We start from the raw sequence: 14,007 nt of genomic DNA on the forward strand, positions 1-14,007 counted from the left end.
GCGCGCGGCCCGTCGATGACCTCGGAGGTAAGGCGTCAGACGCGGCGGCCGGGCGTGCAGGTGCGGTACGTGCGCGTCTGGATGCGGCCGGAGCGCAGCCGGATCCGCAGCTTCACGACCTGCTTGGAGCGGCCGCGGAGGTCGACGACGACGCGCCGGCCCTTGCGGATGCGCAGCGGCCGGCCGTTCAGCGTGACCCGCCGCGTCCCGCGCGGGACGTGCACGACGAACCGGCGCTTGCTCGCGCAGCGCTTGGCCGCCTGCGACGGCGTCCCGGAGGCGGCGCGGGCGCAGCCCCGCTCGGCGAACGCCGCGCCGTCGGGCAGGTACTCGGAGACGGGGAACACGTCGCCCATCGTCGAGGCCTCCTTGTCGGCGGTGGCGGCCTGCACCGACTGCGCGAAGCCGGGCGACGGAAGCATGTGCCGGTAGATGAGCGCGCCGCGGACGTTCGGCCCCCACGGCAGCCAGTTGACGCCGCACTCGCGCGTCGCGTTCGCCGGGCGCTCGTTCGGCGTCGACACCACGTACGTCACGAAGCCGTCGCGGCCGACGACCGCGCGGTCGTCGTTGATGCACGCGACGAAGCGTTGCGTGATCGGGTCGTTCTGGCACACCGACCAGTAGCGCAGGTCGCCGCCGGGCATCCGCGCCGGGCCGGGCCGGGTGTCGGGGAAGCTCGGCGCGCGGAAGCGCGTGACCACGACCGGGCCGAAGCCGCGGTGGATGAGCGCGCTGACGTACGCGTTGTCGGTGTTCGAGAGGAAGCCGCCCTTGCCGCCGCGCTCGTCGAGCGTCGACTGGCCGAACCCGTTGAACGTGGGGTTGTCGGTGAACGCGACGCCGAGCGCCGCGGCGACGTTGACGAACTTCCGCCAGCGCGGCGGGTTGCGGCCCGTCGCCGTTTGCGCCGGCTCGGTCTGCGGCATCGACCGCGCCTGCGCGAGCGCGTCGTTGAGGACCGTCGTCGTCGGCTTGCGGACCTCGTTGCAGACGCTCGGCGACACGGGCGCGTCGCTGCCCGCCTGCACGACCTCGGCGGTCGGCAGCCCGACGCTGCCGTAGTCGTCGCGGCCCCGGTCGGGGACGTAGATGCGGTAGGTGAAGAGACCGATCGGGTTCGGCGTGCCGCCCTGGCCGGCGGCGCCGTAGAGCGTGTTGCGCTCGCGCTGCGGCGGCGGCGTGGTCGCGAACGAGACGTGCGCGGTGTAGGAGCGGTGCGCGGCGGTGCGGTCGGCGCCGGCGCGGAACGGGTTCGTCGAGCCGGGATCCGGCTCGAGCGCGGCGTCGGCGAGGCCGTCGATCGGGCGCAGCGCGGCGTCGTAGACGTTGAACGACATGTAGCGCGCATGCGGGAACCGGCCGGTGATGCGGATCTCGGTGCCCGGCACCGCGGCGAACGCGCCGCTGAAGTACGCGGCCGAGTCGTCGGGGTAGAGGACGTTCGTCGCGCCCGCGTCGAGGTTCGTGAGCGGCAGGACGCAGGTCTCGTCGAGCGACTGCGCTGGGGCGGGCGCGGCGGCGAGGAGCGAGGCGGCGAGGACGGCGAGAGCGACGTTCTTCATCGGATCGGTCCACAACATGTGACGACCGGGACGGAGACAACCACGAAGCGGTGCATCGTGCGCCGGTGGACGGTCTGCAGGGCCGCTTGCAGCCGTCCAGGCCCGCTGAGCGGCCATCAAGACCCACCCGCGAGCCGTCGACCACCGGGACGTCGCCATGCGCCGCCTGCTGCTGATCACGCTCGCCCTGTCCGCGCTCGCGGCGCCGTCCGCGGCGGCCGCGGCGACCGGCTCCGGCGGCCTCGAGGCCGCCGAGGATCCGGTCGTCACCGGCACGACCGGCGGGACGCTGGCGAAGGACGCCGCGCCCGCCACGAGCGCGCAGGTCGGAGGGGTCGCGCCCTTCTCGCCCACGCCCACCGCGCCGGCGAAGACCACCGCGGCTGGAGCCGCTCCTTCCGCGCCGGGAGCGACGTTGCCCGCCACTGCCGTCTCCGGGCCCTCCGCGCCGGGGACGGTCCCGTACGCGGCTCTCATCAACGCGACGGCGCGCCGCTACGGCCTGGCCCCGACGCTCCTCACCGCGCTGGTGTGGAAGGAGTCGGCCTTCAACCCGAAGGCGAAGAGCCCGGCCGGGGCGCGCGGCCTGACGCAGCTCATGCCGGCGACGGCGAAGGAGCTGGGCGTCGTGCACCGCTACGACCCGGCCGAGAACCTCGACGGCGGGGCCCGCTACCTCAAGGCGATGCTCGTCCGCTTCGGCAGCGTCAAGCTCGCGCTCGCGGCGTACAACGCGGGCGCCCAGAACGTCGTCAAGCACAAGGGCATCCCGCCCTTCGAGGAGACCCGCACCTACGTGCGCGACATCGTCGCGTACGAGGCGAGCCTCCGCGGCTACCAGCCGAAGCCCGCCGCGTAGGTCACCGTCGCGAGCGCGGTCTGCCCGGACTTGTTCGGGTGGAAGTAGTCCCAGCCGCTCACCTGCGACAGCTTGAACGCGTAGTTGAAGACCGCGTTGCCGTCGAACTTGCAGTGCGCCCGCAGCGCGCACGATTGGGCGAGCTGGGTGTTGTAGTCGACGACGCGCTGGCGCACGCGTGCGCGGCGGTCGACGTCCGCCTGCGCGGTCGACGTCGGGTTGGCGAGCAGCGACTGGCAGATGTCGTAGCCGCTCCACGCCGCGAGGGCGTAGCCGTTGGTGTGGCCGACCTGCCACAGCTGGTAGACGTTCGGCACGCTCGAGACGAAGATCCGCGCGTTCGGCAGCCCGGTCGACAGCGTGGTCAGCGCCTGGTCTATCTGCGAGCGGAACGTCGAGACCGGCGTCATCGTCGCCTCGGACTCCGTGCACGCGTCGTTCGCGCCGATCAGGATCGTCACGTAGTCGACGCCCTGCCCGACCGCGGTGCTCACCTGCCCGTTGAGGTCGACCGCCTTGGCGCCGGTCTTCGCGTCGTTGTAGTTGCGCCCGCTGATCGCGCCGTTCTTCTTGAGGATCCGCGTGTAATGGCTGTTGATCGCCGAGTCGCTGCCGGTCGACCACGACTCGCCGGGGCAGTCGACGTAGAACCCGCACGCGTTGAAGCCGCGGGTGATCGAGTCGCCGGTCGACGCCATCGAGCTTGGGATCGGCTCGGTGGTCGGTGCGGCGGAGGCGGCGGCCGGCGCAACGGCGACGACACCGAGTGCGAGCACGGCGAACTGCCGCGCGCGGCGGCTCAACTGCAGACCCATGGGGGCTCCTCTCCGGGGGATGTGGGCGCCCCTCCCAAGGCACCCGGCGCGGCCGCACGGTAGCGCGGCGCTGCGCCAGCGGAGTACCAAGATCGGATTGTCGACTGATACGGTGAACAACATGACGGACCGTCCTCGCGTGCTGCTCGTGGGTGCCTACGAGCGCGACAACTTCGGCGACCTCCTGTTCCTCCTCGTGACGGAGCACTGCCTGTGGGGCGCCGACGTCTGCGCGGCGGCGCCGTTCGCGGCGGACATGTCGGAGCTGCTCGACCGGCCCGTGCCGGCGTACGCCCCGCTGCTGCGCGAGCAGCGCTTCGACGTCGTGTGGACGGTCGGCGGGCAGGTCGGCGCGATCGACGCGCACAAGGCCTACCGCTACTCCGCGCCGCCGGACGTCTACAAGCGCTTCGCCCGCGCGTCGCGCGCCCGGCAGGCGGAGCTGCTGCGCCGCGCGGCGGGCGGCAGCGTGCCGCTCTCGCCGTACATCCCGTCGCTCGCCGGCTTCCCGCGCAACGCGGGGGCGATCTCGGTGGTCAGCTCGGCCGGCGTGTCGGGCATCGCGAACGCCGAGCCCGTCCGCCGCGAGGCGCTGCTCGCGTTGCTGCGCACGCAGACCGCGATCGCCGTGCGCGACCGGCCGTCGAGCGCCCTGCTCACGCGCGAGGGCATCCCGCATGACCTCGTTCCGGACGTCGTGCACGCGATCGGCGCGCTCGCGCCGGCGCCGGCCGGGGAGGAGCGCGAGGACGTCGCGGTCGTGCAGGTGTCGAGCGCGATCCTCAACCGGCTCGGCCACGATCAGGTCGCGCGCACGCTGGCGTCGGCGCGGCACCTGCGCGGGCTCGGGTTCCGGCTGCTGGCGGCGGGCACCGCGACGGGCCATGACGACCTCGATGACCTGCGCCGCCTGGCGCACCACCTGGCGCTCGAGGCGCCCGGCCGCGCGGTGCACATCGAGACGACGCGCCGGCCGATGGGGCTCGTCGAGCGCATTCGCACCGCGCGCGTCGTCATCGGCACGTCGCTGCACGTCCGCATCGTGGCGGCCGCGTACGGCGTGCCGCGCGTGACGCTGTCGAAGCACAAGCCGACCGTCTACGCACGGACGTGGGACGCGGACATGCCGTTCGACGTCGCGCTCGAGGGGCTCGACGACGCGATCGGCCGCGCGCTCGCGGCGGGCGAGGACCCGCTCGTGGCGGCGAGGTCGCGCGAGCTGACGCGGCGGGCCCACACGCACCTCGCGGGGCTGACCGGCGACGTCCTCGCGCAGGCGCGGGCGTCGACGCCGCTCGACGTGCGGCGCCGCGCCGAGCAGCGGCTGGCGCTGGCGCATGTGACATCGATCGGTGTTACGGTCCGCCGCCGTGGGCGGGCACGTACGCGTTGGGATCGTCGGGGCCGGCTTCGCCGGGCTCGGCATGGCGATCAGGCTGCGTGAGGCGGGGATCGGTCCCGTTGCGATCTTCGAGCGCATGTCCGGGCTCGGCGGCACGTGGCGGGCCAACCACTACCCCGGCTGCTGCTGCGACGTCCCGTCGCACGTCTACTCGTTCTCGTTCGCGCTGAACAAGGGGTGGACCCGCGGGTTCGCGCCCCAGTGGGAGATCCTCGACTACCTCGAGCGCACCGTCGACGAGCACGGCATCCGCCCGCTCATCCGCCTCGACCACGAGGTGACCGAGGCGGCGTGGGACGACGACCCGCGGCGGTGGACGATCGACACCACGCAGGGGCGCTTCACCGCCGACGTGCTCGTCAACGCGGGCGGTGCGCTCAGCAACCCGAAGGCGCCCGACATCCCCGGCATCGACACGTTCAAGGGCAGGGCGTTCCACTCCGCGCGGTGGGACCACGACCACGACCTCACCGGCGAGCGCGTCGGCGTGATCGGCACGGGCGCGTCGGCGATCCAGTTCGTGCCGGCGATCCAGCCGAAGGTGGGGGAGCTCGTCCTCTTCCAGCGCACGCCGCCGTGGGTGATCCCGCGCTGGGACCACGCGATCACGAAGACCGAGCACCGGCTGCTGAAGCTGCCGTACGCCGAGGCGATCACGCGCGCCGCCCTCTACTGGCTGCTCGAGTCGCGGGTGTGGGGCTTCCGCCATCCGCGGCTCATGAAGCTGGCCGACCGCGTCGGCCGCTGGCACCTCAAGCGCCAGGTCGGCGATCCCGAGCTGCGCCGCAAGCTCACGCCGGACTACGTCATGGGCTGCAAGCGGATCCTGATCAGCGACGACTACTACCCGTCGCTCGACCGGCCCAACGTGCACGTCGAGACGGACGGGATCGCCGAGATCCGCGAGCACGCGATCGTCACGGAGAGCGGCGCGGTGCACGAGGTCGACACGATCATCTACGGCACCGGCTTCGAGGTGACCAAGCCGCCGATCGCGCAGCGCATCCGCGGCCGCGACGGCCGCACGCTGGCCGATCACTGGGAGCGGACGATGTGCGCCTACAAGGGCACGACGGTCCCGGGCTTCCCGAACTTCGTGATGATGACCGGGCCGAACACGGGGCTCGGGCACAACTCGATGGTCTTCATGATCGAGTCGCAGCTGAACTACGTGCTCGACTGCCTGCGGACGCTCGACGAGCGCGGCGCGGCCGTCTTCGAGGTCCGGCCAGACGCCGTCGCCCGGTACAACGAGGAGCTCGAGCGCAAGATGGACGGCACCGTCTGGACCGCCGGCCACTGCCAGTCCTGGTACCTGGACGACACCGGCCGCAACACGACGCTGTGGCCGAGCTTCTCGTGGGAGTTCCGGCGCCGCCTGCGCCGCTTCGACCCCGAGGCCTACGAGCTGTCGACGACGAGCACCTCGCCGTCGGACAGCGGGCGCAGCGTCAGCGCCGTCCCGTAGCGCGCGATCGCCTCGGCGTGCTTCGCCGCCCGGCCCGGCCGGCCGTGGTGCGGCAGCACGAGCACGTCGGTGAGGCCGAGGCCGGTCAGGTCGACGCCCGGCGGCGGGTCGAACGGCGACGTGATCCGCAGCGGCTCGAGCGTCGGCCCGGCGACCATCGCCCCGGCGCTGCAGCCGACGTACGGCTTGCCGCGCACCGCCTCGCCGAAGCCCGTGCGGCGCGCGGCGGCGAGGAGGTGGAACGGGTCGCCGCCGCTGACCGCGACGACGTCCGCGTCCGCGACGCGCGCCGCGACCTCCTCCGGCGTCGCCGCGTCGAGATCGAGCCTCGCGACGTCGAGCCCGGCTTCTCGCAGCTCCGCCTCCACCTCGTCCGCGATCTCCGGCTCGCCGAGCGGGTTCGCCGCCGTCGGGATCAGCAGCGCGCGCGGTCCGGCGCCGCCGAGGAGGCGGCGAAGACCCGGGATGCCGCGGGAGGCGAGGACGAGACGCGCCACCGGCGGCATGCTGCACGATGCGTGGGGGATAGGCTCGCCGCCGTGTCGAGCTGGGGGGACGTCGAGCGCCTTGCGAGCCGGCTGCCCGGCGCGCACGCGTCGACCCACTGGCGCCGTCCCTGCTTCAAGACCGCCGGGGAGAAGGCGTTCGTGACGCTGCGCCCGCTGTCCGAGCGCGACCGGTCGCAGCTGGCCGAGCGCGGCGACACCCCACCGGACGGCGAGCTCGTCCTCGTCCGGGTCGAGCACATGCTCGCCAGGGACGTCCTGCTCGAGAACGAGGACGCCTGCTTCACGATCCCGCACCTCGACGGCTACCCCGGCGTCCTCGTCGAGCTCGACCGCACCGGCCCCGAGCTGCTCGAGGAGCTCGTCACCGAGTCGTTCCTCGTCTGCGGCGGGTCGCTCGAGCGCTAGAGCCCGTGCTCCTGCAGCCAGAGCTCGAGCAGCCCGACCTGCCAGAGCTTGTTGCTCTCGAGCGTCGTGCGGTGCTCGTTCGGCTCGGCGAGGAGCGTCTCGACGTAGTCGGGCTCGAAGAGGCCGCGGTCGCGCGCGGCGCGTGAGGTCAGCGCGTCGCGGACGAGGTCGAGCACCTCGCCGTCGAGGTGGCTGAGCGCCGGGACGGGGAAGTAGCCCTTCGGCCGGTCGATGACGTCCGCGGGCAGGACGCTGCGCGAAGCGTCCTTCAGGACGCCCTTGCCGTCGTGGGCCAGCTTCAGCTCCGGCGGGCACATCGACGCCAGCTCGACGACCTCGTGGTCGAGGAACGGCGTGCGCGCCTCCAGGCCCCACGCCATGGTCATGTTGTCGACGCGCTTGACGGGGTCGTCGACGAGCATCACCTCGGTGTCGATCCGCAGCGCCCGGTCGACCGCGGTCGGCGCGCCCGCGCGCGCGAAGTGCTCGGCCACGAACGCCGACGACGCGTCCTCGGCGTGCTCGAAGTCGTCGTGCAGCAGGTCGGACATCTCGTCGTGCGGCCGGTCGAAGAACGCGTCGCGGTAGCGGTCGAGTGGAGGGCCGTCGTCGTCGGCGATCTCCTGGTACCACGAGTAGCCGGCGAGCACCTCGTCGGCGCCCTGTCCCGACTGGACGACCTTGATCTCCTTCGCGACCTCCTCGCTGAGCAGGTAGAAGGCGACGGCGTCGTGCGAGGTCTGCGGCTCGCTCATGGCGCGGATCGCGCCGGGCAGCGCGGGCAGCATCCGCGAGGTCGGGATGTGCAGCTCGCGGTGGTCGGTGTCGTAGAGGCGCGCGATCGGCCGCGAGTACTCGAACTCGTCGCCCGATCGCCCGCCGACGTCCTCGAAGCCGATGCTGAACGTCGTCAGCCCGCGCTGGCCCTGCTCGCCCAGCAACGCGACGATGAGGCTCGAGTCCAGGCCGCCGGAGAGCAGCACCCCGACCGGCACGTCGGAGACCATGCGCCGCCGCACCGCCCGGCGCAGCGCGTCGAGCAGCGCCTCCTCCCAGTCCTCCTTCGTCCACTGCGCGTGCTCCTCGTCGCGGTCGAACGGCGCCTCCCAGTACCGCGTGCGGACGCGCCGTCCGTCGGGCTCGATCGCCAGCAGCGTGGCGGGCGGGAGCTTGCGCACGCCGCGCAGCACGGTCCGCGGCGGCGGGACGACGGCGTGCCACGTGAAGTAGTGGTGCAGCGCGACGCGGTCGAGCGACGTGTCGATCCCGCCGCCCGCGAGCAGGCCCGGCAGCGTCGAGCCGAACCGCAGCGCGCCGCCGACGTCGGCGAGGTAGAGCGGCTTGATGCCGAGCCGGTCGCGCGCGAGCAGCGCGCGGCCGCTCGCCGTGTCGACGAGGCAGAACGCGAACATCCCGTAGAGCCGCTCGACGAACCGGTCCCCCCACTCGCACCACGCCTTGATGAGCACCTCGGTGTCGCTCGTGGAGAAGAACGCGTGGCCCGCGTGCTCGAGCTCCGAGCGCAGCTCGCGGTAGTTGTAGATGCAGCCGTTGAAGACCGCCGCGACGCGCAGGTGGGGGTCGATCATCGGCTGCGCGCCGTGGGGGGTGAGGTCGATGATGCTCAACCGCCGGTGGGCGAGCGCGACGCGCCCCTGCGCCCAGACCCCCGCGCCATCGGGCCCGCGCGACGCCATGGCATCCGCCATCCGCGCGACCGCGTCGACGTCGGCGTATCCCTCCCGGACGAGCTCTCCAGCGAATCCGCACACGTGCGAGATCAGCCCATACCCATGCCGTCAGCGGGCTAACGGGGGCGGGGCGCGCTCAGAGGACGGGGAGGTGGCGTTCCAGCTCCCACGGCGTGACCTGCACGCGGTAGTCCTCCCACTCCTGCCGCTTCAGCTCCACGAAGCGGGTGAACATGTGCTCGCCGAGGGTGCGCAGCACGATCTCCGATTCCGCCGCGACCTCGATCGCCTCCCCGAGCGTCTCGGGCAGCTGCTCGACGCCGAGGCGCCGCCGGTCGTCGGGCGACAGGTGGTAGAGGTTGCGCTCCATCGGCTCGGGCAGCTCGTATCCGCGCTCGATGCCTTCGAGCCCCGCCTGCAGCGCCGCCGCGAACGCGAGGTACGGGTTGCAGGCCGGGTCCGGGCAGCGCAGCTCGGTCCAGCCCGCGCCGTGGCCGTTCGCCGGCGCGACGCGCACGAGCGCCGACCGGTTGCGCCGGCTCCACGCGACGTAGAGCGGCGCCTCGTGGCCCGGTACGAGCCGCTTGTACGAGTTCACCCACTGCGCGAAGAGCGCCGACAGCTCGCGCGCGTGGCGCAGCTGGCCGGCGACGAACGCGCGGCCCTCGGCGCTGAGGCCGTAGGGCTCGTCCGGCGCGGCGAACGCGCTCTCGCCGTCGCGCAGCAGGCAGACGCGCGTGTGCATCCCGGACCCGTTGACGTCGGCGAGCGGCTTGGGCATGAACGTCGCGTGCATGCCGGCCTGGACGGCGAGCTCCTTGACCGTGATGCGGTACGTGACGACGTCGTCGGCGGCCTTCAGCGCGGGCGCGGGGTGGAGGTCGATCTCGTGCTGGCTCGGACCGCCCTCGTGGTGGCCGGACGCGACGCGCATGCCGAGGTGCTCGAGCGCCAGCGCGGTCGCGCGCCGCACGTCGGACCCGGCGTCGAGCGTCGTCAGGTCGAAGTAGCCGCCCTCGTCGAGCGGCACGGGAGCGGTGCGGTCGCGGAAGAGGAAGTACTCCGGCTCGACGGCGACGCTCATCGTGTCGAAGCCCGCCGCGGCGGCGCGGTCGAGGGCGGAGCGCAGGACGTGGCGCGGGTCGCCCTCGTACGGCGTGCCGTCGAGCGTCTTGATGTCGCAGAACAGCCGCGCGACGCCCTGGTCGGGCGGGCGCCACGGCAGCGTCGCGAACGTCGAGGGATCCGGCACGGCGAGCATGTCGGCCTCCTCGACTGCGTTGAAGCCGGTGATCGAGGAGCCGTCGAACGGGACGCCGTGCTCGAGCGCCTCCGCGAGCTGGTCCCGGCCGATCGCGAACGACTTCAGGTGGCCGAGGACGTCGGTGAACCAGAGCCGGACGAAGCGGACGTCGAGCTCCTCCGCGCGCGCGACGACGTCGGCGGGCGTGGGCTGGGTGTCGGTTGGCAGCGCCGTCAAGGAGCTGACCGTATGGGGCCGACGCGCGGCCGTCCTGCTCCGGCGGGCCGAACTTCGCCCGCCGGATTTGGACAGTCGGTCGGAGGAGCTAGCGGCTGGTCGCCTTCGCGCGGGCGCGTGTCGCCGCGCTGCGCGTCCGCGAGGTGGTCGAGCCGCTCTTCTTCGCGCGCGTCTGCGCGGCCTTCTTGGCCGCGGCGCTGCGCTTCGTGGCCGCGCGCTTGCGCGTCGCCGCCGCCTTCTGCGCGGCTGCCTTGCGCTTCGCGGGGCCGCCGGTGATGCGGTCCTCGAGGTCGTCGGCGACCTTGCGCAGGTCGTCGAGCACGTTCAGGACCTGCTTGGGCGTGCGCTTCCGGGTGCTGGTCGTCGCGTCCGCCAGCTGCTTGGCGACCTGCTTGCGCAGACCGCGCGCGCGGAGCACGTCGACGAGTTCGTCTGTCCTGCTCTTCTTGGCCATGGTGGTGGGTTGGCCCTCCTTTCCCTCCACGGAAGGCCTTGCCCGAACCCCGCGCGGGCTCAAACATCCACTTCCCGGTGCGTTCAGACCGCCATGCCGGGCGCGACGGCGATCTCGACGAGCCGGGGGGCGTTGTCGGCGATCGCCTCGGCGAGGACGTCGCCGGCGGTCGACGCGTCCTCGACGCGATCCGCGCGCATCCCGTACGCGCGCGCGACGGCGACGCAGTCCAGCCCGGGCAGGTCGAGGCCGGGCGCGCCGGTCACTTGCTCCAGCGCCGAGAACCACTTGAGGATCGCGTACTCGTCGTTGCGCAGGACGACGATCGTCACCGGCGCGTCGTACGCGACCGCGCTCCACAGCGCCTGGATCGTGTACTGCGCCGAGCCCTCGCCGAGCACGCCGACGACCGGGCGGCCGGGAGCGCCGAGCTGCGCGCCGACCGCCGCCGACAGCCCGAAGCCGAGCCCGCCGCCGGCGCCGAAGAGGAACGACCCGGGGCGGCTGGTGCGGATGTACTGGCGGAACGCGAGCGCGCTCGACGGCGACTCGTTCACGCACAGCGCGTCGGCCGGCAGCACGCGCGCGAGCGCCTGCAGCGCGGCGCCGGCGTGCATCGGCGTCTGCTCCGGCGGGTCGGGCGCGGGCGGTCGCGCCGGCGGCTGCGGGCGGTCCGACGCCGACACGAGCGCGGCGAGCTGCTCCGCGACCGCGGCCGGCGTCGCGACGTGCGCGTCGCCGGCCAGAGCTCGCGCGGCCTCGTCGGGGTCGCTCGTGACCTGCACGACGCGCGCGCCCTCCGGGATCACGGCGCCCGGGATGTCGGGGTAGTAGCGGAACACCGGCGCGGCGAGGACGACGATGAGGTCGTGGCCGTCGAGCACCTGGCTGACCGCGCCCATGGCCGGCGGCAGGATGCCCTGGAAGTTCGGGTGGTCCTCGGGGAAGCCGACGCGGCCTTCGAGCGGCGCGGCGTGGACCGGCAGCCGCGCCTTCTCGGCGAGCGCGATCGCGGCGTCCCAGCCACCGAGCGCGTCGACCTCGCCGCCGACGACGAGCACGGGGTTGCGCGCCTCGTCGATCTGCCGCGCGAGGTCGCGCGCGACGGCGTCGGGCAGCGCGTTGCGGGCGCGGACCGTCCGGCCGGCGAGCGCCTGCGGGTCGACCGCCGCCGGCTCGTCCCAGTCGTCCATCGGCAGTGAGAGGAAGACGGGACCGCGCGGCGGGACCGCGGCGAGGTGGATCGCGCGGGCGATCGCGGAGGGCACCTCGGCCGCGCCGGCGGGCTCGTGGCTCCACTTCACGGCCGGCTTCGGGAGCGTCGTGGCCTCGCGGTTGTAGAGCAGGGCGTCGCGGGCCATCATCGCCCGCGACTGCTGGCCGGCGGTGACGACGAGCGGCGTGCGGTTGTCGCGCGCGTTGATGATCGAGCCCATCGCGTGGCCGACGCCGGGCGTCGTGTGCAGGTTCACGAACGCGGGCGTCCCGGTCACCTGGGCGAAGCCGTCCGCCATGCCGACGACCGCCGACTCCTGCAGGCCGAGCACGTAGCGGAAGTCCGACGGGAAGTCCGCGAGCATCGGCAGCTCGGTCGAGCCCGGGTTGCCGAACATCGTCGTCATCCCGCGCTCGCGCAGCAGCGCGAAGGTCGCCTCGCGGACCGACGCCCCATCGCCCGGGCCGGCCTTGCCGTTGCTCGCGTGCCGCTGCTCGATCGCCTCTTGCGCGAAGTCGCTCATCTGCGGCGGAGCCTGCCACACGCGAGGGGAACGCGCGCCGTCCGTTGACGTTCCGCGGATCCGACGTGAGAGATGGCGCGCTTGCGGGCAAAGGGCCGAGGTGACCGCGATCAACGCCGTCTCCCAAGAAGCCGTTCTCGACGTCCGCCCGCAGCTGCGGGTCATCGAGGGCGAGGGGATCGTGGAGGGGCGTTACGCGTGGGTGCGCCGTGTCCCGCGCGGCCTGCTCGTGACGGCGATGGCCGTGCTCGTCTACGGCGAGTGGGACGCGCCGCAGCGCTTCAGCGTGTGAGCAGGCCCGCGTCGAGCACGAGCTCCGTGCCCGTCAGGTAGCGCGCCTTCTCGCTCACGAGGTAGACGACCGCCTCGGCGACGTCGCTCGCCTCGATCCACGGCACCGGCAGCAGGTTGCCCGCCGAGCGCTCGGCGATCTCCTGCGGCGTCGCCCCCTCCATCGCCGCCAGCCCGTCGTTGAGCGGCGTGTCGACGCCCGTGGGGTGGATCGAGACGACGCGGATGCCGTGCGGCGCCAGCTCGATCGCCCACGACTTCGTCAGCCCGGTGAGGCCCCACTTGCTCGCGGCGTAGTGCGACAGCCGCGCCATGCCGCGCAGGCCGGCGATCGACGAGTTGTTCACGATCACGCCGCGCTGCGCGGCGATCATGTGCGGGATCACGCGGCGGGCGACGATGAACGGGCCCTTCAGGTTGATGTCGATCATCGCGTCCCACGCCTCGTCCGTCAGCTCGTGGGCGAGCCCGTAGGCGCAGATGCCGGCGTTGTTGAAGAGCACGTCGATGCGGCCGAAGCGCTCCATCGCCCGCTCGACCGCGTCGGTGACCGCCGCGTCGTCGCGGACGTCGGCCCGCGCGGTCACGCAGGCCTGACCGAGCGCCTCGACCTCGGCGGCGAGCGAGTCGAGCTCGTCGCTCGAGCCCATCGCGTAGCCGGGATACGCGAGCGGCTTGGCGACGTCGAGCGCCACGACGTCGTGGCCCTCGCGCGCGAGCGCGAGGCTCGTCGCGCGGCCCTGCCCGTGGGCGGCGCCGGTGACGAAGGCGACCGGAGCGCTCATGCCGGCGCCGTCTTCGCGAACGGGTGCAGGTAGTCGTCGAGCGGCACGCCCATCGCGTCGTTGAAGACGTTGGTCGCGAGCATGATCGCTCCGAAGGCGATGAGCAGGACGACCTGGTCGGGCGCGAACCGCTCCGCCAGCCGCGCGTGCAGCTCGTCGTCGACCGAGTGCGCGTCGGCGGCCAGCCGCCGGCCGAGCTCGACGACCAGCTCGTCGAGCTCGTCCAGCACGAGCGCGTCGGGGTCCTCGCCGCGCTCGACGAGCAGGCGGCGGAAGAACGTCGAGCAGATCAGGCAGTCGGCCTGCGCCGAGATCGCGTGGCAGAAGAGCTCGGTGCGCCGCTCGCCGAGGAACGGGACGACCTGATCATGCAGCGGGTACCACTGCAACAGCGCCTCGAGCGCCGCGGGCGCGTGCGCGAGGGTCCACTTCATGTTCGTCATCCGCGCGCCGGTGGCGAGGTGCGCGGCGGCGAGCTCGCGCGACGCCGCCGGGGCGTCGCGCTCGCTCAACGGCTGGATCCGGGCCATCGCGGGATGATGGC

Annotated in this window: 14 protein-coding genes; 5 read left to right on the top strand and 9 right to left on the bottom strand. The window is 73.2% G+C overall.

Translation table 11 applies throughout. From position 1 onward, the window contains the following. Positions 1 to 35: 35 nt before the first annotated feature. On the bottom strand, positions 36 to 1,583 hold the full coding sequence (locus AC1UE4_RS16855) for a hypothetical protein (RefSeq protein WP_482918466.1): 1,548 nt from the start codon (positions 1,581 to 1,583) through the stop codon (positions 36 to 38). Positions 1,584 to 1,722: 139 nt separating this feature from the next. Here AC1UE4_RS16855 and AC1UE4_RS16860 point away from each other — a divergent pair, with 139 nt between their 5' ends. Beyond that, positions 1,723 to 2,424 (top strand): lytic transglycosylase domain-containing protein, encoded by a 702-nt coding sequence (locus AC1UE4_RS16860; RefSeq protein WP_482918467.1) that lies wholly within the window; start codon positions 1,723 to 1,725, stop codon positions 2,422 to 2,424. Here the strand turns inward: AC1UE4_RS16860 and AC1UE4_RS16865 are convergent. Continuing rightward, positions 2,400 to 3,239, bottom strand: coding sequence for an SGNH/GDSL hydrolase family protein (locus AC1UE4_RS16865; protein WP_482918468.1), 840 nt, complete (start codon positions 3,237 to 3,239; stop codon positions 2,400 to 2,402). The genes AC1UE4_RS16860 and AC1UE4_RS16865 overlap by 25 nt on opposite strands. A gap of 121 nt (positions 3,240 to 3,360) precedes the next feature. Here AC1UE4_RS16865 and AC1UE4_RS16870 point away from each other — a divergent pair, with 121 nt between their 5' ends. After that, entirely contained in the window at positions 3,361 to 4,683 is a 1,323-nt protein-coding gene (locus tag AC1UE4_RS16870; RefSeq protein WP_482918469.1) for a polysaccharide pyruvyl transferase family protein, read from the top strand. Then, a complete protein-coding gene (locus AC1UE4_RS16875; RefSeq protein WP_482918470.1) occupies positions 4,610 to 6,109 on the top strand; it encodes a flavin-containing monooxygenase in 1,500 nt (499 codons plus the stop codon). Before AC1UE4_RS16870 ends, AC1UE4_RS16875 begins: the two co-directional genes overlap by 74 nt. On the opposite strand, the gene AC1UE4_RS16880 is transcribed toward AC1UE4_RS16875, so the two are convergent. Beyond that, a complete protein-coding gene (locus AC1UE4_RS16880) occupies positions 6,043 to 6,606 on the bottom strand; it encodes a Type 1 glutamine amidotransferase-like domain-containing protein (protein ID WP_482918471.1) in 564 nt (187 codons plus the stop codon). The genes AC1UE4_RS16875 and AC1UE4_RS16880 overlap by 67 nt on opposite strands. Before the next feature lie 42 nt (positions 6,607 to 6,648). On the opposite strand from AC1UE4_RS16880, the gene AC1UE4_RS16885 reads away from it, so the two are divergent. Then, positions 6,649 to 7,023, top strand: a complete 375-nt coding sequence (locus AC1UE4_RS16885) for an MmcQ/YjbR family DNA-binding protein (RefSeq protein WP_482918472.1) — start codon at positions 6,649 to 6,651, stop codon at positions 7,021 to 7,023. Here the strand turns inward: AC1UE4_RS16885 and AC1UE4_RS16890 are convergent. The 4 genes from AC1UE4_RS16890 to mdlC all read right to left on the bottom strand — a co-directional run bounded on the left by AC1UE4_RS16890 (position 7,020) and on the right by mdlC (position 12,387). Beyond that, positions 7,020 to 8,795 (bottom strand): N-acetylglutaminylglutamine amidotransferase, encoded by a 1,776-nt coding sequence (locus AC1UE4_RS16890; RefSeq protein WP_482918473.1) that lies wholly within the window; start codon positions 8,793 to 8,795, stop codon positions 7,020 to 7,022. The two genes, AC1UE4_RS16885 and AC1UE4_RS16890, sit on opposite strands and share 4 nt — an antisense overlap. Before the next feature lie 55 nt (positions 8,796 to 8,850). Beyond that, the gene (locus AC1UE4_RS16895; RefSeq protein ID WP_482918474.1) at positions 8,851 to 10,194 is read right to left on the bottom strand and encodes a glutamine synthetase family protein; all 1,344 of its coding nucleotides are present in this window, start codon (positions 10,192 to 10,194) and stop codon (positions 8,851 to 8,853) included. An 88-nt stretch (positions 10,195 to 10,282) separates the two neighbouring features. Next, positions 10,283 to 10,648, bottom strand: a complete 366-nt coding sequence (locus tag AC1UE4_RS16900) for a hypothetical protein (protein WP_482918475.1) — start codon at positions 10,646 to 10,648, stop codon at positions 10,283 to 10,285. 83 nt (positions 10,649 to 10,731) lie between these two features. Then, on the bottom strand, positions 10,732 to 12,387 hold the full coding sequence (gene mdlC, locus AC1UE4_RS16905; protein ID WP_482918476.1) for a benzoylformate decarboxylase: 1,656 nt from the start codon (positions 12,385 to 12,387) through the stop codon (positions 10,732 to 10,734). A 100-nt stretch (positions 12,388 to 12,487) separates the two neighbouring features. Here mdlC and AC1UE4_RS16910 point away from each other — a divergent pair, with 100 nt between their 5' ends. Then, the gene (locus AC1UE4_RS16910; protein WP_482918477.1) at positions 12,488 to 12,679 is read left to right on the top strand and encodes a hypothetical protein; all 192 of its coding nucleotides are present in this window, start codon (positions 12,488 to 12,490) and stop codon (positions 12,677 to 12,679) included. Here AC1UE4_RS16910 and AC1UE4_RS16915 read toward each other — a convergent pair. Together AC1UE4_RS16915 and AC1UE4_RS16920 are read right to left on the bottom strand one after the other, a co-directional pair. After that, positions 12,669 to 13,463 carry a mycofactocin-coupled SDR family oxidoreductase gene (locus AC1UE4_RS16915; protein WP_482918478.1) on the bottom strand — a complete coding sequence of 265 codons (795 nt, stop codon included), beginning with the start codon at positions 13,461 to 13,463 and terminating at the stop codon, positions 12,669 to 12,671. The genes AC1UE4_RS16910 and AC1UE4_RS16915 overlap by 11 nt on opposite strands. Beyond that, positions 13,460 to 13,993, bottom strand: a complete 534-nt coding sequence (locus AC1UE4_RS16920; RefSeq protein WP_482918479.1) for a carboxymuconolactone decarboxylase family protein — start codon at positions 13,991 to 13,993, stop codon at positions 13,460 to 13,462. The genes AC1UE4_RS16915 and AC1UE4_RS16920 overlap by 4 nt, the downstream gene beginning before the upstream one ends. Between the last annotated feature and the right edge of the window lie 14 nt (positions 13,994 to 14,007).

It is taken from the genome of Parviterribacter kavangonensis (assembly GCF_056863335.1).